At 40.2% G+C, this 18,870-nt stretch carries 18 protein-coding genes; 9 read left to right on the forward strand and 9 right to left on the reverse strand.

What is annotated here, in order from left to right:
* Positions 1-192: 192 nt before the first annotated feature.
* The 3 genes from HH214_RS03260 to HH214_RS03270 are packed head-to-tail and all read right to left on the reverse strand — an operon-like array spanning position 193 to position 2,153.
* Complete coding sequence (locus tag HH214_RS03260; protein WP_169605984.1) at positions 193-987, reverse strand: undecaprenyl-diphosphate phosphatase; 795 nt, start codon at positions 985-987, stop codon at positions 193-195.
* A gap of 3 nt (positions 988-990) precedes the next feature.
* Positions 991-1,269: a DUF3098 domain-containing protein gene (locus tag HH214_RS03265; protein ID WP_169605985.1), complete on the reverse strand. Its 279-nt coding sequence runs from the start codon at positions 1,267-1,269 to the stop codon at positions 991-993.
* A 5-nt stretch (positions 1,270-1,274) separates the two neighbouring features.
* Complete coding sequence (locus tag HH214_RS03270; protein ID WP_169605986.1) at positions 1,275-2,153, reverse strand: cell division protein FtsX; 879 nt, start codon at positions 2,151-2,153, stop codon at positions 1,275-1,277.
* A gap of 288 nt (positions 2,154-2,441) precedes the next feature.
* Here HH214_RS03270 and HH214_RS03275 point away from each other — a divergent pair, with 288 nt between their 5' ends.
* Entirely contained in the window at positions 2,442-3,704 is a 1,263-nt protein-coding gene (locus HH214_RS03275) for an alpha/beta hydrolase-fold protein (protein ID WP_169605987.1), read from the forward strand.
* Between the two features lie 221 nt (positions 3,705-3,925).
* Here the strand turns inward: HH214_RS03275 and HH214_RS03280 are convergent, their stop codons facing one another.
* A complete protein-coding gene (locus HH214_RS03280) occupies positions 3,926-4,852 on the reverse strand; it encodes a helix-turn-helix domain-containing protein (protein ID WP_169605988.1) in 927 nt (308 codons plus the stop codon).
* Positions 4,853-4,912: 60 nt separating this feature from the next.
* A complete protein-coding gene (locus tag HH214_RS03285) occupies positions 4,913-5,773 on the reverse strand; it encodes an SDR family NAD(P)-dependent oxidoreductase (protein WP_248282192.1) in 861 nt (286 codons plus the stop codon).
* Positions 5,774-6,280: 507 nt separating this feature from the next.
* Between HH214_RS03285 and HH214_RS03290 the strand changes: the two genes are divergently transcribed.
* The gene (locus tag HH214_RS03290; protein WP_169605989.1) at positions 6,281-7,252 is read left to right on the forward strand and encodes an aldo/keto reductase; all 972 of its coding nucleotides are present in this window, start codon (positions 6,281-6,283) and stop codon (positions 7,250-7,252) included.
* A gap of 34 nt (positions 7,253-7,286) precedes the next feature.
* Positions 7,287-8,096: a helix-turn-helix domain-containing protein gene (locus HH214_RS03295; protein ID WP_248282193.1), complete on the forward strand. Its 810-nt coding sequence runs from the start codon at positions 7,287-7,289 to the stop codon at positions 8,094-8,096.
* A gap of 365 nt (positions 8,097-8,461) precedes the next feature.
* Here HH214_RS03295 and HH214_RS03300 read toward each other — a convergent pair whose 3' ends face one another.
* Positions 8,462-10,261: an ABC transporter ATP-binding protein gene (locus HH214_RS03300; RefSeq protein WP_169605991.1), complete on the reverse strand. Its 1,800-nt coding sequence runs from the start codon at positions 10,259-10,261 to the stop codon at positions 8,462-8,464.
* Positions 10,262-10,383: 122 nt separating this feature from the next.
* Entirely contained in the window at positions 10,384-11,184 is an 801-nt protein-coding gene (gene truA / locus HH214_RS03305; RefSeq protein WP_169605992.1) for a tRNA pseudouridine(38-40) synthase TruA, read from the reverse strand.
* Positions 11,185-11,269: 85 nt separating this feature from the next.
* Here truA and HH214_RS03310 point away from each other — a divergent pair, with 85 nt between their 5' ends.
* Complete coding sequence (locus tag HH214_RS03310; protein ID WP_169605993.1) at positions 11,270-11,737, forward strand: DUF4293 domain-containing protein; 468 nt, start codon at positions 11,270-11,272, stop codon at positions 11,735-11,737.
* A gap of 107 nt (positions 11,738-11,844) precedes the next feature.
* Here the strand turns inward: HH214_RS03310 and HH214_RS03315 are convergent, their stop codons facing one another.
* Positions 11,845-12,639: a M90 family metallopeptidase gene (locus HH214_RS03315; protein ID WP_169605994.1), complete on the reverse strand. Its 795-nt coding sequence runs from the start codon at positions 12,637-12,639 to the stop codon at positions 11,845-11,847.
* A 132-nt stretch (positions 12,640-12,771) separates the two neighbouring features.
* Here HH214_RS03315 and HH214_RS03320 point away from each other — a divergent pair, with 132 nt between their 5' ends.
* Positions 12,772-13,305: a hypothetical protein gene (locus HH214_RS03320; protein ID WP_169605995.1), complete on the forward strand. Its 534-nt coding sequence runs from the start codon at positions 12,772-12,774 to the stop codon at positions 13,303-13,305.
* A gap of 32 nt (positions 13,306-13,337) precedes the next feature.
* On the opposite strand, the gene uvrA is transcribed toward HH214_RS03320, so the two are convergent.
* Positions 13,338-16,160 (reverse strand): excinuclease ABC subunit UvrA, encoded by a 2,823-nt coding sequence (gene uvrA / locus HH214_RS03325; RefSeq protein ID WP_169605996.1) that lies wholly within the window; start codon positions 16,158-16,160, stop codon positions 13,338-13,340.
* A 497-nt stretch (positions 16,161-16,657) separates the two neighbouring features.
* Here uvrA and HH214_RS03330 point away from each other — a divergent pair, with 497 nt between their 5' ends.
* From HH214_RS03330 to HH214_RS03345, 4 genes are all read left to right on the forward strand, one after another.
* On the forward strand, positions 16,658-17,242 hold the full coding sequence (locus HH214_RS03330) for an RNA polymerase sigma factor (protein ID WP_169605997.1): 585 nt from the start codon (positions 16,658-16,660) through the stop codon (positions 17,240-17,242).
* 87 nt (positions 17,243-17,329) lie between these two features.
* Entirely contained in the window at positions 17,330-17,524 is a 195-nt protein-coding gene (locus HH214_RS03335; RefSeq protein WP_169605998.1) for a hypothetical protein, read from the forward strand.
* Positions 17,525-17,575: 51 nt separating this feature from the next.
* The gene (gene nth / locus HH214_RS03340) at positions 17,576-18,331 is read left to right on the forward strand and encodes an endonuclease III (RefSeq protein ID WP_169605999.1); all 756 of its coding nucleotides are present in this window, start codon (positions 17,576-17,578) and stop codon (positions 18,329-18,331) included.
* Positions 18,332-18,480: 149 nt separating this feature from the next.
* Positions 18,481-18,831 (forward strand): hypothetical protein, encoded by a 351-nt coding sequence (locus tag HH214_RS03345; protein WP_169606000.1) that lies wholly within the window; start codon positions 18,481-18,483, stop codon positions 18,829-18,831.
* Positions 18,832-18,870: the final 39 nt, after the last annotated feature.

Below are 18,870 nucleotides of genomic sequence, written 5' to 3' on the forward strand. Positions count from 1 at the left end.
TTATTTAGATACGTTTTAAATAAGAAACAATCAAGAGCATAGCGGTTAGTTAATACAGTTGTGGCGAACCATGAATTCAAGTTAAATATTTTGCTTATTTACGTTGTAAAATAGCAAAAGAGCGAAACCATACAGCTTCGCTCCTTCTATTTATCAAATATGAATACCTGATTTTATATGCTTTTTCCGGAATTAAATTACCTTTAAATTGTGTCCGGTCATGTACAGGCCGATAATTACAGCCCCTACAATAATACGGTACCAGCCGAATAATTTAAAACCTTTACGCTCCAAGAAGGTGATAAATGTACGAATTGCCAGCAAAGCCACAATAAAGGCAATTACATTACCGATAGCCAGTAGCTTGATTTCTTCGCCGGTAAAAACATGGCCTTCTTTATAAAAATCATATAGCTTTTTAGAAGTAGCGGCAAACATGGTAGGTACAGCCAAAAAGAAAGAAAACTCAGCTGCGGCTGTACGGCTTAAACGTTGCGACATACCGCCCACAATAGTAGCTGCCGAACGGGAAGTACCAGGTATCATGGCGATGCACTGGAAAAAACCAATTTTCAGCGCAGTTAAGTAGCTAATATCTTTTTCTTCGTTAATCACTGGTTTGTTAAACCAATTATCTACAAACAATAGAATAATACCACCAATAAACAACGTGATACCGACAGTAATTGCGCTTTCCAGCAAGGCATCAATTTTTTTGCTGAATAGCAAACCAAATACTGCTGCCGGAATAAAAGCAATAACCAGTTTGATATAAAAATCAAAGGAACGGAAGAAGCGCTTGAAGTAAAGCACTACTACCGACAGAATAGCGCCTAACTGTATAGCTACGGTAAACAGCTTTACAAAATCATCAGAGGCAATACCCATAGCTGATGAAGCAATAATCATGTGCCCGGTTGAAGATACCGGCAAAAACTCCGTCAAGCCTTCAATAATGGCCAGAACGATGACGTGAATAATATTCATGCTTTAGGCGGCAGGCTTTTTGAAAATTGCGTAAAAAGCCAAACCAAAACCAGCCAACACCACTAATGGCGCAATTACAATTTTAGTTGTACTGTAAATATCGGTAGTGCCCGACATGAGTACAAAACCTACAGCTACAATTAGCACACTGATAGCCAGCAACTGGTAATTAGCTTTGTCAAATACAAAGTTTACGGGCTTAACATCGGTTGGTGGCGTGGTAAGCAAAGATGGCCTTGAGGTTGTGGTTGATGCAACCGGCCGGGTGTATTTCTGAGCCATAGTTTTTATCGGTATAGTTGATATATTTTTAAACGTAAAAAGCGGTTAACAGCCAGTAGCGTACTAAAACCGGCAATAAAGATGCCCAATAACACTACTCCTAAAAAGATGATGCCAAACTCGGTATAGTTTTGTAATACTACCAGTTCAGGTATTTCATGGTTGGCCAAATACAAAGTACCTACCAAAATGATGATCGCAATTAAAGCACCTAGCAAGCCATGCCAAATTCCATATAGCAAAAACGGCCGACGGATAAAGCTTTTGGTAGCCCCTACCAGCTGCATTGATTTAATCAGAAAACGCTGCGAGTAAATAGCCAGCCGAATAGTATTGTTAATTAAGGCTACTGATACCACTACAAAAATGGCAGCAAAAGCCAAAATAACCAAGCTAATAGAAGTTAAATTTTGGTTAATTAAATCTACCAATGAAGGTTGATATTTAACCTCTTTAACTAAGGGGTTCTTTAACAATTGTTCTTTAAACTGATTAATGGAAGCATTATTGGCATAATCAGCCTTCAAGTACACATCAATAGATTGTGAAAGCGGGTTTACGCCCAAAAATTTAATAAAATCTTCGCCTAAATCTTTTTGTAAGTTACGGGCAGCTAGTTCTTTACTTACGTATTGGGTGCTTTTTACATAAGGGTTGCCATCCAACTGATGCTGCAATTGCAGCACATCAGTTTCGCGGGCACCTTCATCCACAAATACGTTCACCACCATATTTTCTTTAATATAGTTGGCCAGGTTTTTGGCATGTACCAGTATTAGGCCCAGCATACCTACCATTAAAAGCACCATAGCGATACCAAAAACCGTAGATATATAAATAGCTTTCGTTTTTTTGGCTGACGTGCTTTCTTCAAATTCTTCCATATACGTATTCAGTGTTGGGATGCGAAATTAAAAAACCCTTGGTTAAAGGTAAAACTTTATTTGTGTTAAAGCGGATTTACTTACTTCAGCAGTATACTTTTAACAAAAATTAACGAATAGACAAGGAGCAGATTATACTATAAAAAGCTTAATAGACATTTGAACATTATGTTTAACATTGCTTACAGGTTTTATTAGAAGTAAATGAACTCGTATTAAGGCACTTCATTCGAGCATTTATCTCATCAACTATCTTGAATTTTAATTTTCAATCCTATCATAACTTTCATGAAATCCTGCTTATTCAACCCTAACACAAAAACACTTGTAAAAATTTCTTTTTGTCTTTTCGCACTTCTTTTAGTTTGTGGTTACGCTCAGGCCCAAGACAACAGTCCGTTTAACACCGGGTTTGAGGAAACTATTCCTTCCAAAATATTGGGTCAGCAGCGGAAAATTTGGATACATATTCCTAAAAGCAATGGAGGCACTAAGGTTAAAGGCAGAGGAAATTACGCTGTTGTTTATGTGCTGGATGGCAGTGAAAACTTTAACACTGTTGTAACTATTACGGAACACATGGAGGAATCCAGTCTTTGTCCGCCGATGATTGTGGTGGGCATTGTACCTGTAGAGCGCTTAAGCGAACTCACAACCAGTACGGATAAAGAACTGCCTGAAGTTGTTGGGAATGGAGATAAATTTATGGCTTTTGTCGAGAAAGAATTAATTCCATATATCGATGCGAACTACCCGACTACAACTTACAAAACATTAATTGGCCATTCGCTCGGTGGCTTAACGGTTATTAATACCTTACTTCATCATCCAAATTCATTTAACGCTTATGTTTCTCTTGAAGCCTCTTTGTGGTGGAATAACAAGAAATCTGTAGAAGAAGCAAAGGCAATATTACCGAATCAAAATTACCATGGAAAAACATTGTTCATAGCAATGGCCAATCGTATGGAGCGAGGAATGGATACGCTCAGTGTTCAAAAAGATACCAGCGGGTCTACCGAACTTATACGTAGCAACCTGGAACTTATTAAAATTCTTAACAACAATAAAAAGAATCAGTTGCGCTACAGTTACAAGTTCTATGAAGATGATAACCATCCGTCGGTAAGGCTGATTGGAGAATATGATGCACTCGGGTTTGTTTTCGCTTTTTACAAGCTTAAGATCTATGACAGTGAGTTGAATAATCCAAACTTTAAACTAGACTCGGTACTGGCTGCACATTACAAAAAAGTATCTGAGCAGATGGGTTATGTGGTTAAGCCAGGTGAAAGTCAGGTTAATAGGTTAGGCTATCAAATGCTAGGCACTAAACAATATAAAAAAGCCGAAAATCTATTTAAACTCAATATTGCCAACAACCCTTCAAGTGGTAACTGTTATGATTCACTTGGCGATTTGTATCTGGCAACTGGCAATAAAACCAAAGCAATTGAAACTTTTAAAAAAGCTTTAACACTGCAAGCAATTCCTGAAACGAAGGAAAAACTAGATAAGCTATTAAGTGACAACAAAAAAAAGGTTAAATAATAAATTTACCTAATAGCTGGGCTTATCATTCATTAAGAAACGCTCTGTTCCTAATACAATGTAAGTTGCAAAATTTGCTGTCGCACGTTTGGAAATCAGCAAGTGCCCACCTTTTTAGGGGTAGCCACTTGCTGTAATGCGTTAATTTACAGATCAGTAATAACGTGTTTTTTAATTTTTAATTGAGGAAACGAACTATTAAAATCAAACATGTATTCATTTTAATTGAATGAAGCCCTAAACTCGAGAGGAGACATCTGCATTTTGCTTTTAAATAGTTTACTAAACGACTGTGAATGTTCAAACCCCAAGGCATAAGCTATCTCACTTACAGATAAATTGGTAGTAGACAGAATTTCTTTCGCCTTTTCTATCAACTTGTTGTGTATATGTTGCTGAGCACTTTGCCCTGTAAGGGAACGGAGCATATCACTCAAATAATTTGGCGACAAATTTAAGTGTTCGGCTAGGTATTGTACCTTTGGGATGCCGTACCTCAAAGTTGCTTTATTATCAAAATACTCATTCAATAGTTTTTCCATCCTTTCCAGCAACGTGTTGTTAATTGCTTTACGGGTGGTAAATTGCCTTTTATAAAAACGATTAGCATAATTCAGCAACAACTCAATCTGAGCAATTACGACGTCTTGGCTAAAATCGTCAATTCTGCTGTTCAGTTCAGTTTCAATCATATTGAAAATAGAGATGATAGTTGCTTTTTCTTCATCAGAAAGATGTAAGGTCTCATTGGTGGCATAAGAAAAGAAACCATATTCTTTAACGCGTTTCGCCAATAGATAATTCAAAAAGAAATCCGGATGAATTAGCAATGTATACAAAGAACAGACCGTTGACTCGTCATTCTCAGTATTTCCTCCTACAATCTGGTTAGGAGAAGCGAACAACAATCCGCCTTCATTAAAATCATAGTATTGCTGCCCATATTTTAGTCTTCCGCTTAGCTGCGGCTTGTAGGATATTTTATAAAAGCCAAGCACATGTGCCCCCGATGGATGATTGACATCCTGGCTGACATGACTGCCATTAATTAAACTGATAAGCGGATGTTTGGGATTTGGTAACCCAAATGCCCGGTGAGCATTAGATAGCGACTCAAATCTAACAAGGCTTTTACTTTCCTTTTTCATTCTGATAACTAATTTAGTTATAACCGGTAACAATTTATTACCGGTTATTATGGATATACGCTATTTGGATTCGCCCTGAGCTGCGCTTGACACAGCTTCCCAAGATTCCCAGATAGCAAGCCGGTCTGCATAAGTTTTCCGTACTGCAGGCAAATTCTGGTTGCCTAGGAAAAATCTTAAGGGTGGATTTTCAGCATCTACAATTTTAAAAAGTGCCTCTGGTGTAGCATTCGGGTCACCTCTTTTCGACGTTTTCAATCCCTCAACAAACTGTAATTTAAAGTCAGCGTAAACATCCATACCTGCAGCAAACCATAAAGATTCGGGACTGCCAAACTCCGTTGCATAAGCGCCAGGCTCTACAATAGTTACTTTGATTCCAAATTGTTTAATTTCGGCTGCAAGGCTTTCAAATATGGCTTCAAAAGCCCATTTAGATGAACAATAGTATCCTATAACAGGGAGCGCCACGTGCCCCAGTGTGCTCGAAGTACCCAAAATGTGTCCATAACCCTGCTTCCTTAATATAGGTAGTACCGCTTGAATAACAGCTACAGCACCGAAAACATTAGTCTCGTACAATGCACGCACATCTTCAACACTCGCTTCCTCAATGGTTCCAACCAGTGAATAGCCCGCATTATTCATCACAATATTCAGTTTCCCGAAGTGATGATAAGCTTGTTCTACAGCTGTTTTTACCTGATCTGGCTTTGTTACGTCAAGCGCCAGTGTTAATACGTTCTCACCGTATTGTTCTTTTAAATCTGCAAGGCTGCTTAATTTTCTTGCAGTCGCTGCAACTTTATCACCGCGCTTTAGGGCTGCTTCAGTCCAAATACGACCAAAACCACGGGATGCCCCGGTAATAAACCATACTTTACCAGTTTCATTTTGATGTGCCATAACTTTTGTTTTCATTTAATAATATGGCGAAGGTCAGCAACTGCCAACTATACCTTGTAGTCTAATCATGGTGATTTGTAGCCGAAATGCGAAACGGTATTTATAGCAGACTTCTAAAAAACGTTTAAATGGCCTTCTTTTGAAAACAGGTTTATGAGTTAATTATAAGTTTTTATGTGTCGCATTTCGAGTGAGTCTTTAAAAATGTACATTTACTCTTAAAACCTTTCTGTCTTACATATATAGCACTTTATAGGAATGATCTTAAACTATAAAAAAGTTTGACGTTCTCCAAAACGCCGTTCCTTTTAGCACCACCGAAATACAGATCATGATGTTTGTGTTGTTCGTTCCTCTCTTCATCAGTTTAGATTAGCCAGACTCCCTATGTTTAATCTTATCAAATACCTTGAAGGAATTAAACCGTAAAAGCTCAAATTGCATACTATAGTGAGCCGTACAAGCGGAATATTTGAGCCGTAGAAGAAACCATGATGCGTTTTGAACTTTGATATTTGCATTATGAAAAACATCACTAAAATTCAGTTGGGCCACAATGGTCCGTTCGTATCCAAACTTGGTTTAGGCTGTATGCGTATGTCTTCTATCTGGGGTGGTTCTACACCTGATGAAACAGAAAGTATTGCTACGATTCATGAAGCTTTAGATAGCGGTGTTAACTTTTTGAACACCGGAGACTTTTACGGTGCTGGTCATAACGAAATGCTGATCGGCAAAGCCATTAAAGGGAGGCGTGATGATGCTTTCATCAGCGTTAAATTCGGTGCTATCTTTCACAATGGTCAGTGGTTGGGAATGGATCTGCGCCCTATCGCTATCAAGAATTTTATCAACTATTCACTAACCCGTTTGGGTGTTGAAACTATCGACCTCTACCAGCCCAGCCGAATGGATAACAGCGTGCCGGTGGAAGACATTATCGGAACGGTAGCTGACCTGATTCAAGAAGGCAAAGTGCGTTATATTGGCGTATCGGAAATTACAGCTGACCAATTGCGTAAAGCCAACAGCATTCACCCCATAAGCGCACTAGAAATTGGCTATTCGCTGGCTGAGCGCGGGATAGAAAGTGAACTGTTGCCTACAGCAAAGGAACTAGGCATTGGCATAGTAGCCTTCGCCAATACAGCTGAAGGCTTACTAACGGGTGAAATGCAAGCACCACTTCCGGAGAACGACTACCGTAATCATTTCTCTCGCTTTCAAGGCGAAAACTTGATTCATAACCTGGAAAAAGTTGAAGTTTTAAAGCAACTGGCCAGCAATAAAGGTTGTACGCCAACACAGGTTGCGATCGCTTGGGTGAAAGAGCAAGGCGAGCATATTATGCCGTTAGTGAGCATGAGTCGCAGATCGCGCTTGCCGGAAAACATAGCAGCGATGAATATTGTATTTACGCCAGAAGAAATGAACACCTTAAATACTACTTTTGCAACAGGTGCTATATTGGGCGGCACTTACTTACAACGCTAAATGAATGATTAGTCCAGAAGAAATCCTCCCAGGCGTGATTTTCTATTCTTACCTCTCTGCCGAGCGAAAGGAGAAAGTATGTTTTTGGAACCACCCTACTTTGATACTACAGGTTTCAGGACAGTTTACCTTGGAAACTTCCGGACAAAGCATCTCGATGACCGGAGGAGAAATGCTGCTGATTGGCAAAAACCAAGTGGGTACGCTCACCAAAACACCGCTACCCGGAGCGAATTATGAAACCATCGTGATATCCTTGCAGGAAGATTTGTTGCGCAAAATTGCATTGGAAGAAAAACTTGAAGCAGACCGAAAATACATTGGTCCGCCCAATATCTTAATTCCATTTAACGAATTTCTGCAGGGATATTTTCATTCTATTGTTCCCTACGCCCGGAGTTCGGGGGCGGCCATGACCGATGAAATGGGCATCTTGAAAGTAAAAGAAGGCGTTAAATTACTGTTACTTGCGTTGCCTGTTCTTCGCAACTTTTTATTTGACTTTTCAGAACCTTATAAGATTGACCTGGAAAAGTTCATGCTCAGTAACTTTCACTTTAACGTTCCTGTCGAAAAATTTGCACAGCTGACTGGTCGTAGCCTAGCGGGTTTCAAACGCGATTTTCAGAAATCCTTTGGCTCACCGCCACGTCAGTGGCTGCAAGATAAGCGGTTAAACGCAGCAAAACACCTCATCGAAAACAAGCACCAAAAGCCCTCAGCAATATACCTTGATTTAGGCTTTAAAAGCCTGTCCCACTTCTCTTATTCTTTCAAGAAAAAATTTGGTAAGTCGCCTAATGAGCTGGTGTATTTTTCTTCCAGACAGCCATCGTTAGGTTAAAGGAAACCCCGTATGCATTCACCATACGATTAGGCCATGTCATCTTATAGGTGATAAGCTAAAAATAGTTTTACTGTGATGTGCCTGTAGTTGTTATTTTACTTGTAGCACTTTATGCGAAGTACAATAAAGCAACCTAATGTTTTCGTCACTACTAATTTCCAACTTGCTTTCAATTGGACATCAGTAGTAAATCGAATTTTGACTAAGTTCTAATCCTTCGCACTTCAGTTTGCTTTAGAACAATGAGCTTTTTAGTCTTTAAAGAAGAACTTCTTTTTATAAATATGAAAGTTTGTTTTAGGTAATCCAAAGTATATGATCTTACTTTTTTGATAAATTACTCCATATCCACATTGTAAGTATTACCGCTCTATACCAGCTGAATTAAATTGCAGATCGTATAATTTACGATAATAACCATCTTCTATACGTAATAACTCCTGATGAGTGCCTACTTCTTTGATTTCGCCATGATCCAGTACAATTATTTTATCTGCATTCTGGATGGTAGATAAACGGTGAGCAATTACAATTGCTGTACGATCTTGCATCAATTTATCAATGGCATTTTGTATCAATAATTCAGTCTCAGTATCTACCGATGAAGTAGCTTCATCCAATACCAATATAGCCGGGTTGTACACTAATGCCCGCACAAACGAAATCAATTGCGCTTGACCTGCTGATAGCGTAGCACCACGCTCCATTACGTTATAATCATAGCCGCCGGGTAAACGTTCAATAAACTCATGAGCGCCTACGTTTTTGGAAGCGTTTACAATCTGTTCGCGGGTAATAGCCGGGTTGTTGAGGCTGATATTGTTGGCAATGGTGTCTGAAAACAGAAACACATCCTGTATCACCGTAGCAATCTGCGAGCGTAAAAAGCTTAGTTCATAATCCTGAATACTTACACCATCCACCTTTACGCTTCCCTTACCAATCTCGTAAAAGCGGTTCAGAATGTTAATAGTTGATGATTTACCAGCACCGGTAGCCCCTACCAAGGCCAGGGTTTCACCGGGTTTTACAGCAAAGCTGATATTTTTTAACACCCAGTTTTCATCATTATAGGCAAACCATACTTTATCAAACTCAATTTTACCTTTCAAGGTTCCGGGCTTCAAGACGCCTTTATTTACGGCTACCTCATCCGTATCGAGTACTTTAAAAATACGATCGGCACCTACCATCCCCATTTGCAAGGTATTAAACTTATCGGCCAATTGGCGTATAGGGCGAAACAGCAGGTTAAGCAAGGCAATAAAAGCCACGATGAGACCTGGAGTGATTCCATGATGAGAGGCTGAAATATCTGCCATTTGCTGATCGGTCAGGATACGCTTACAGCCATACCAAACCAATAAGGCAATAGACATAGCCACGAAAATTTCAACTACCGGGAAGAAGATAGAATAATACCAGTTAGAACGAATGTTGGCATCCCGGTACTTCAGGTTTACGGCTTTGAACTTGCGCATTTCCTGATCTTCGCGGGCAAAATACTGGATAATGCTGATGCCTGAAATGTGCTCCTGCAAAAAGGTATTGAGCTGCGCTACTTGGGTACGTACTTCCTGGAACGAAACTTTGATAGCTTCTTTAAATATATAAGTAGCCCACAATAAAAACGGGATTGGAACTAACGTAATCAGTGCTAACCGCCAATCTTTTACCATCATATAGATGATAATAGATACCACTAGTAAAAAGTCGCCAGCTATAGAAATTAACCCTTCCGAAAAAATATCGGCAATGGTTTCCAAGTCAGATACCGTACGGGTAATGAGCATACCAATAGGTGTGCGGTCAAAATACTTTAAACGCAAACCAATGATGTGATTGAACACATCAATCCGCAAATCGCGAATTACGGATTCGCCTAAGGCATTGGTCAGGTAAGTTTGATAGTACTGAGCTACTGTTTGTATAGCCAGCTGGATAATCATCAGCGTTACCATGAGCAACAAGCCGTTGTAATTACCTACCATAATGTAGTTATCCAGTGCCTTTTCCATCAGCACAGGTTGAGCCAGTGCAATAATAGCAACGAAGATGGTTAAAAAGGCAGCTGTGGCAAACGTGCGGTTGTAAGGCTTTACATACTGCATAATGCGCCTGAGCAACGACCAATCAATAGCTTTTCCGGTTACCTGAGACATGTATTATATAGTGCGTGAGTTATTTGAAGGATTGAGTAAATGATTTGTTTTATACGAAAGACCAGACCACTAAGACTGATGTTATAAATTTGCCTGTAGCATTAATTACCGGATTTCTAAATTCAAAGGTACGGATATTTTACTTCCGTGAGGTACAACCCGCAGGCCGGAACAGAAGTGCCGGCGTTGCTACGGCTTTTGCTTTCAATAATCTGGCGAATGCTTTCAGGCTCAATTTCTTTTCGGCCTACCATCAGGCAGGTACCCACAATAGCCCGAACCATATTGCGCAGAAAACGGTCGGCTGATATGTGAAACACTAAGCCGTCTTCGTTCCGTAACCATTCGGCCCGTGTAATTTTACAGTTATTGGTTTTTACTTGGGTGTTGGATTTACTGAAACAGCTAAAATCTGTGTACTGCATCATGATAGTGGCCGCTTGGTTCATTAGCTCTATATCCAATTCCCCTTTTAGCAACCAAGAGAAATCAACTTTGAACGGATCTTTATGAAAATGTATATGGTACTCGTACGAACGCGATGTGGCATCAAACCGTGCATGAGCATCTGCCTGCACCGGAATTAAACGTCTTACGGCAATATCAAAAGGCAAAAGAGCATTCAAGCCCTCCAATTCGCGCTTGCCCAATAAGCTATAAACCGGGCTTTGCTCTGCTGTTAGGTCTTGTGTTTCGGTTTTACGCTGCCGTAGCGGAATATCAGCATGTACAAATAACTGCCGGGCGTGTACTCCGGTATCGGTACGGCCTGCACCGGTGGTTTCGATAGGTTGACGTAGTAAAGTAGCCAACGCTTCGTTTAACTTTTGCTGCACAGTAATGGCATTGGGTTGCAATTGCCAGCCGTGGTAGCGTGTACCCTCGTAAGCCAGTTCCAGAAAATAACGTTGTATTTGAGCCACGCAGCAAAGGTAGCAAAGCGTGCAGCAAACCTCAATGTATATTTTAAGCAAACAATTTTATATTTGCCCTGCTAAGTATTTAATTATGTTACAACGCGTACAAAGTATATATCTGTTTTTTGCCAGTTTGGCCCTGTTTGCCCTTTATCTGTTCCCGATAGCTTACAATATTTATGTAGCCGGCGTACCTACTAGTGTTAAAATTACCGGCTTGTTTCAAAATGTAAAAGAAGCCCAGGTGCACACTGAAGTATTTGTGGCGCTTACCGCTGTTACCGCTATTGTGGCCTTGTTGCCGCTGGTAATCATTTTTTTGTATCGCAACCGTAAGCAACAGGTGGCTTTATGCTACAGCACCGTATTGGTTATTATTGGCTTAAGCTTTTGGATAGCTCAAACGGTTAAAAGTGTTACGCAAGGCGTGGTATTGAGAACTGATAATTTTGGTATTGGCTTGTTTTTGCCGCCGATAGCCATTCTGCTGCTGTTTATAGCTATTCGTCATATTAAAAGTGATGAAAAGCTGGTACGTTCGGCCGATCGTTTGCGCTAGTTATTAGCAGCAACGCCGTTAACATACTCAATTGTTAACTCATTCAGTATAGAGCTGAATATTGATTATATACTCAGCTCTATACTATATTCCATTAAGTGTATCACTTATTTAGCGGCCGGATTTTGTGCAAATACCCGACTTAATTGCTGGTATAGCTCCGGATGCTTCTGCTGCAACTGACCGGGCTTTTCAAAAAAGTATTCGGCGGCTACGGCTAAAAATTCAGCTTCGCTGGTAGCAGCATAAGGGTCAATATCTGAATGGCCTTTTTCAATACGCTGCATTTCATGGTGCATCATTTTCAACCAGGGCGAAGCATATTCATGTGCCAGCATGTTTTCAGGCAAACCATCAGTAGCACCGTCAGATTTATCCAGCAAATGCACAAACTCATGAATGCCGGTATTCTGTTTACCAGATTGTGACGAAAAGCCTTTCAGCAAAGCTGCTCTGGATAACAGCATTTGCCCATTCATGTAACCCGAACCCACCATACCTTGTATGTTGCGACTTTCCCCCTCAAACTGAAAATCGTTATTAAACGTATCCGGATATAAAATCACATTGGTGAGGTTCTGGTATCGCCATTCCTCATAACCGAATATAGGAATAATGGCGCTGGATGCCACTAATACGCGGTCGGTATCATCCACCTCCAATCCTACTCCTTCAATGCGAATATTTTGTAGAAAGCTGGCTATCATACCCTCAAATTTAGTTTGATCAGTTGCATTCAGCTTTTGATAATACGCTATATGCTGAGTAAGCAAAGCTTTATATTTTTCTTCCAGTTGCTGGTTAACCATTAATTGGGGTTTGCTACGCTTGCCGAACAACCAATAAGCCACCAAACCCAACAGCAGCAATACAACAACAGCAATTATTATAAAAGACGTCATAATTCATTTTGTGAGGTAAACACCCGTTGTTTTATATCGTTTGCCAGGTTTTTCAATAATTTGCAATTAGCGTGCAACGTTTGGGCAGCAAGCATCGTCTGTATAAATAATCATCCTTCATACAATTTTAAAATGAAAAGAAATTGGGCACTATCCATAGCTGGTATAGCTTTATTTAGTTTGGCTTTTACTTCGGTATCTTCCTTAAATTTCATGGTAAAAAGCACACAGGAAATTCAGGGATATATGTTAACCGACCATTATTACACGCTGAACAACAACATCAATAACAGTGCATCGGCAGCTTACATTGCCCCTAAGCCTTTATTAAACGCTATTGAACAAGCTGCCTTAACGCTGCCATCCGATTCATTTACCGTAGCTAAAAACCAGCAGGTTTTACTCACCATAAAATTGGTAATGGCACCGCAAAAAGCATTCATCATCAACAACCTGACTACAGGTCAGCAACAAACAATTGACTGTAACTTAAAAGGTGATATTACGGCTAACCGGGCTATTGAAATAGTTAGTAATAATTACGAAAAAAACAAAGCCAGCCTGGTAGATAGTTATTTATACTTTAACCACAAGAAAATACCGGTAATTGAAAATGCTGCTATACAAGCCGAAGTAATGAAGTTGGCTGAAGCAGAAATCAAATAAAAAAAGAGGCACTCCATGGAGTGCCTCTTTTTTTATTTGCCGAGCCTTTCTTTCAAAAACTGGCCGGTATAACTTTTCTTGTTGTTGATTAAATCTTCAGGTAAACCCTCAAATACCAGATTGCCACCCCGGTCGCCACCATCAGGACCAATGTCAATGACCCAATCGGCGCTTTTAATCACATCCATATTGTGTTCAATAACCACAATGGTATTGCCTTGCTCCAGCAGTGCATCAAAAGATTTCAGTAACTTCTTGATGTCGGCAAAGTGCAAACCGGTAGTCGGCTCATCAAAAATGAACAGTGTTTTACTAGCGTTATTACCTTTTACTAAAAACGAAGCCAATTTAATACGCTGCGCCTCACCACCTGATAATGTATTGGATGATTGCCCCAACTGTACGTAACCCAAACCTACATCTTGCAGAGGTTTTATTTTATTGATGATTTTTTGGTCGTTTACAAAAAACGCCAGTGCTTCATCAATGGTCATTTGCAAAATATCAGCTACATTCTTTTCCTGATAGGTCACATCCAGAATATGCTGCTTAAAGCGTTTGCCGTTGCAGGCTTCACAAGGTAAAAAGATATCAGCCATAAACTGCATCTCGATCTTTACCTCGCCCTCACCCTGGCATACATCACAACGTCCACCTTCTACGTTGAACGAGAAAGCCGAAGGTTTTAGTCCGGCTGCTTTAGCAGCAGGCTGGGCAGCAAACAAGTTGCGAATCTCGTCCCAAGCTTTTACATACGTAACCGGATTGGAGCGGGACGAACGGCCAATAGGGTTTTGGTCCACCAACTCAACTGATTCAATTTTGGCATAATCGCCTTCAATACTATCATAAGCACCGGTTTGTTCGCCCGAGTAATTGCCTAGTGCTTTTTGTAATGCCGGGTGTAAAATGCGTTTTACCAAGCTAGTTTTACCTGAGCCGGAAACGCCGGTAACTACCGTAAGTACGCCTAACGGGAACTTTACATCAATGTGTTGCAGGTTATTTTCGCGGGCACCTTTAATCAGGATAAAATCGCTCCATTTACGACACTGATTGGGTATGGCAATTTCTTCACGTCCACTTAAATACTTGCCAGTTAGGCTTTCATTATCGGTTAAAATTTCATCGTACGTACCTGAAAAAATGAGTTTACCACCATGCGTACCAGCTTCAGGGCCAATATCAATTAAGTGGTCGGCAGCCTGCATAATCTCTTCTTCATGCTCCACCACTAAAACAGTATTACCTACATCACGAAGTGATTTCAGTACGATAATCAGTCGTTGAGTATCGCGGGGGTGCAAACCAATACTCGGCTCATCCAGCACATAAACAGAACCCACCAAGCTACTACCCAATGAGGTTGCCAGATTGATACGTTGCGACTCACCACCCGAAAGCGTATTGGATAACCTGTTCAGGGTTAAATAGCCCAAACCCACATCATTTAAAAAGCTCAGGCGGTTGGTGATTTCCATTAGCAGGCGGCGCGCTATCTTTTCATCATGCGCATCCAACTCCAGTGATTTAAAAAACTCTTGTGCCCTATCCAGTGGCATCAGCACGATATCAGTAATAGAATGATCGCCTACCTTCACATAAGTAGCATCAGTCCGCAAGCGGCTGCCACGACATTCCGGGCAAGTAGTTTTACCCCGGTAGCGCGACAGAATTACACGATATTGTATTTTATAAGTTTGTTCTTCAATCTCTTTAAAAAACGCATCCAGCCCACGGAAGTACTTGTTGCCTGTCCATATCAACTGCTTTTGCTTGTCGGTAAGCTGACTATAGGGACGATGAATAGGAAAGTTAAACTTATCAGCCTGAGCAATTAAGCGTTGGTTCCATTCGCCCATCTTTTCGCCGCGCCAAGGTGCAATAGCACTATCGTAAATAGATTTGCTTTTATCGGGTATTACCAAATCTTCATCAATACCGATAATTTTTCCGTAACCCTCGCAACGGCGGCAGGCACCATAAGGGTTATTAAAGCTGAAGAAATTAGGTGTAGGCTCTTCAAACTTCATTCCGTCCAGCTCAAAACGGTCGCAAAAGAAAGCTTCTGTTTCCTGCTCAGCTTCCGGTTGCTGGTAACGAACAAAGCAGTCGCCTTTACCTTCAAAAAAAGCGGTTTGAGCCGAATCGGCCAGGCGGCTTAGGGTTTCTTCTTCATTATTTTTAGTAATGCGGTCAACCACAATACGTACCGGATCATCATTGGTGAGCGTGTGGTTCACTACACTTTCATCTTCCAGCAAGCTTTCAATACGCGAAACACTACTTTGGTATTCTACACGCACAAAACCTTTTTGCAACAGCACAGCCAGTTCTTCTTTCAAGCTGCGGTTATTATGCGGATGCAATGGGCATAGCACCGTAACCATGGTATCATCGGGCATGCCCTGTACAAAGTTAACTACATCAGTTACCGTATCTCTTTTTACCTGACGGCCTGACACCGGCGATATGGTTTTGCCAATGCGCGAGTATAGCAGTTTCAGGTAATCGTAAATTTCGGTTGAGGTACCTACAGTAGAACGCGGGTTGCTGGTAATTACCTTCTGCTCAATAGCGATAGCCGGTGCAATGCCTTTAATATAATCAACATCCGGCTTATTCATGCGGCCTAAAAACTGGCGTGCGTATGAAGATAAGCTTTCCACATAGCGGCGCTGCCCTTCGGCATACAAAGTATCAAACGCCAATGATGATTTGCCCGAACCCGACATCCCAGTAACAACCACTAACTGGTTTTTAGGAATGGCGATGTCCATATTTTTCAGGTTATGCACCCGGGCACCTTTAATGATGATATGTTTTTGCGGATCTTTCTCCGTTTCTGTACTCATATAAATTCGTAGTTCATACTATCGTTTATTGTTCATAGCTTATAGTTAACAATTCATAATGCACCACCAGCCATGAACCCTAAGCAATATTTTTTAAGGCTGCAAAAATCCTAAAAAGTTTAGCATATTCCAAACCTTCCCGCTTTTACACGCGTTGTTTATATGGAATATGGCATTAGCAGGTAATTTGTTTGCTTCTTATTACTACAAAATGAATAAAACTTTGCTAATCATAACTTTGTGCAAATTTATCTGCCTTTGAAATTAAACCTGTTACCCACTAAATAGTCCAAATAGCAGTTAAGTTTAACCGGAGGAACCCGCTCTTTAGTTTTTGTCAGATAAATGTGTTATAACATATTTGTTTTAAAAATATTTGCATTTTAACACAATATTCACTTTATTTGATATGACAAAAAACGAGGAGCCCCTATCGATTAGAACTTATACTTAAAACGTAGTTTTTTTAAATTTATTGATTTTAAAGTAGCAGTTCTATGGATTTTCATTTGAAAAGTGATCAGGAATTGATCCATCTATATATAGCCGGGCACGAGGGTGGTTTGGTCGAACTCATCCGGCGTTATCAATCTAAAATATATACTTCTATTTATTTGCTGGTTAAAGATGAGTACCTGGCAGAAGATATTTTTCAGGATACTTTCATTAAAGTAATTAATACGCTTAAAGCCGGCAAATACAATGAGGAAGGCAAGTTTTTACCCTGGGTAAGCCGCATTGCGCATAACTTGGTAATTGACCATTTCAGACGTGAAAAACGCACACCTTTGGTAAGCGGTGGAGACGATTTTGATATTTTTGAAGTACTAGGACATTATGATGAAAGCACCGAAGACCGTATGGTGCGCGAGCAAACTCATAAAGATTTAAAAGCACTCATTCATTTATTGCCAGCTGATCAGAAAGAAGTACTTATTATGCGCCATTTTGGCGATATGAGCTTTAAAGAAATTGCCGACGTAACTGAAGTAAGCATTAATACGGCACTGGGCCGTATGCGTTATGCACTTAACAACTTGCGCAAAATGATGCAGACAAAAGAATTGAGCTTGAAAAACTAAAATAATATTTATTACAAATTTCTTGATAAGCTGTAAAATATTGTTTAGTAATAGGCGTTAGTAAATTGTAACAAAACACTAAAGCTTATGAGTGAAAATTCTACTACTTTAAAGACCAACACTGGCAAAGCTATGGTGAAAGGACGTGATATGATTGAGTGTGCTGAGGCTGATGAAGTAATCTTTTTTCATGCACTCAGAACGGAGTTGGATCGGTTACAAAAAAGACCTAAACAACACACTATTGACAACATTCTTCAACACTCCAGAAACCTGCGCTAACAATGGCAAAAGCCCTGCACACCAGCAGGGCTTTTGTTATATTTGCACTTCATGCTAAAAAAAGAACGCTATAAATTATTTGTTGATTACTTTTCGAAACATCAGCCTAACCCGGTAACTGAACTCCATTATTCCAACCCGTACGAATTGTTGGTGGCGGTTATCCTATCGGCCCAATGCACTGATAAACGCATCAACCAGATTACTCCTGCCCTTTTTGAACGTTTTCCGGCAGTTGAAGCACTAGCTGAAGCAAGCGTTGAAGAGATTTTTTCGTACATCCGTAGTGTTAGCTATCCGAACAATAAAGCTAAGCACCTAGCAGGTATGGCGAAAATGCTGGTAGAGCAGTTTGATAGCGAAGTACCGCCTGCATATAGCGATTTGCAAAAGCTACCTGGTGTAGGCCGTAAAACAGCGAACGTGATTGTTTCGATTGTTTTTGATACGCCAGCTATAGCGGTAGATACCCATGTATTTCGGGTAGCCAACCGAATCGGGCTTACAACTAATGCTAAAACGCCGCTTGCCGTAGAAATGCAACTGATGGAACACCTGCCCAAACAAACCTTAGGCATGGCTCACCATTGGCTTATACTGCACGGCCGCTATATTTGCTTAGCCCGCCGACCTAAATGTGAGGTTTGCCCACTTACTCATTTTTGTAAGTATTACCAAAGTGGCAAAGCGGCTTTGGTATTGAATAAAACAGCTAAAGTAGCAAAGCCGAACAAAACATCTCCAGCCAAAGCTGCTAAAGCAAAAACCCTGAAGCCAGCGACTGGAACTCCAGCTGATGATTTGTAGTAAGCTCTAAATAGCCTTATACCATAATTGTAGCACCCATCTTATCCAAGGAGTTACTTATATCAGGATATTTCGAAATAATTCAAAAGCTTATTGCAGAGTTAATGTAGTATAACGATATTTACTGATAATCAGCCATCTGCATTATCATGAAAAACCTATTCATCCCTGCATTCATCTTAAGTTTTATACTTTTTAAAACTTCTGTTGCCCAGCAAAGTGGAAGTGATGAGACGGTTAAATTTGTAAAGCCTCAGAAGCAAATACAACAACCTAGTTTTAAGATTAAGCAAATTACTTATCAGGTGCCCGATGCGGATTTTTCAATAGGTAAAACTGTTAACTTGGAAACTTTTAAAAAAGAAAAAGAACGAATTTACCTGCTACTGTATGCAATTCAACCCCAAATACAACCTAAAGATATTCGATTTAATGTAGATACTACACAGCAAAAGCATGCATGTTCAATAGTTACCATCGTTAAAACCAGTAACAATTAAGCAATTCTTTTAACCGTAAAAGGAATAAACCACAAGAAC

Source organism: Mucilaginibacter robiniae, assembly GCF_012849215.1.
In the GTDB taxonomy this organism is placed as follows: Bacteria; Bacteroidota; Bacteroidia; order Sphingobacteriales; family Sphingobacteriaceae; genus Mucilaginibacter; species Mucilaginibacter robiniae.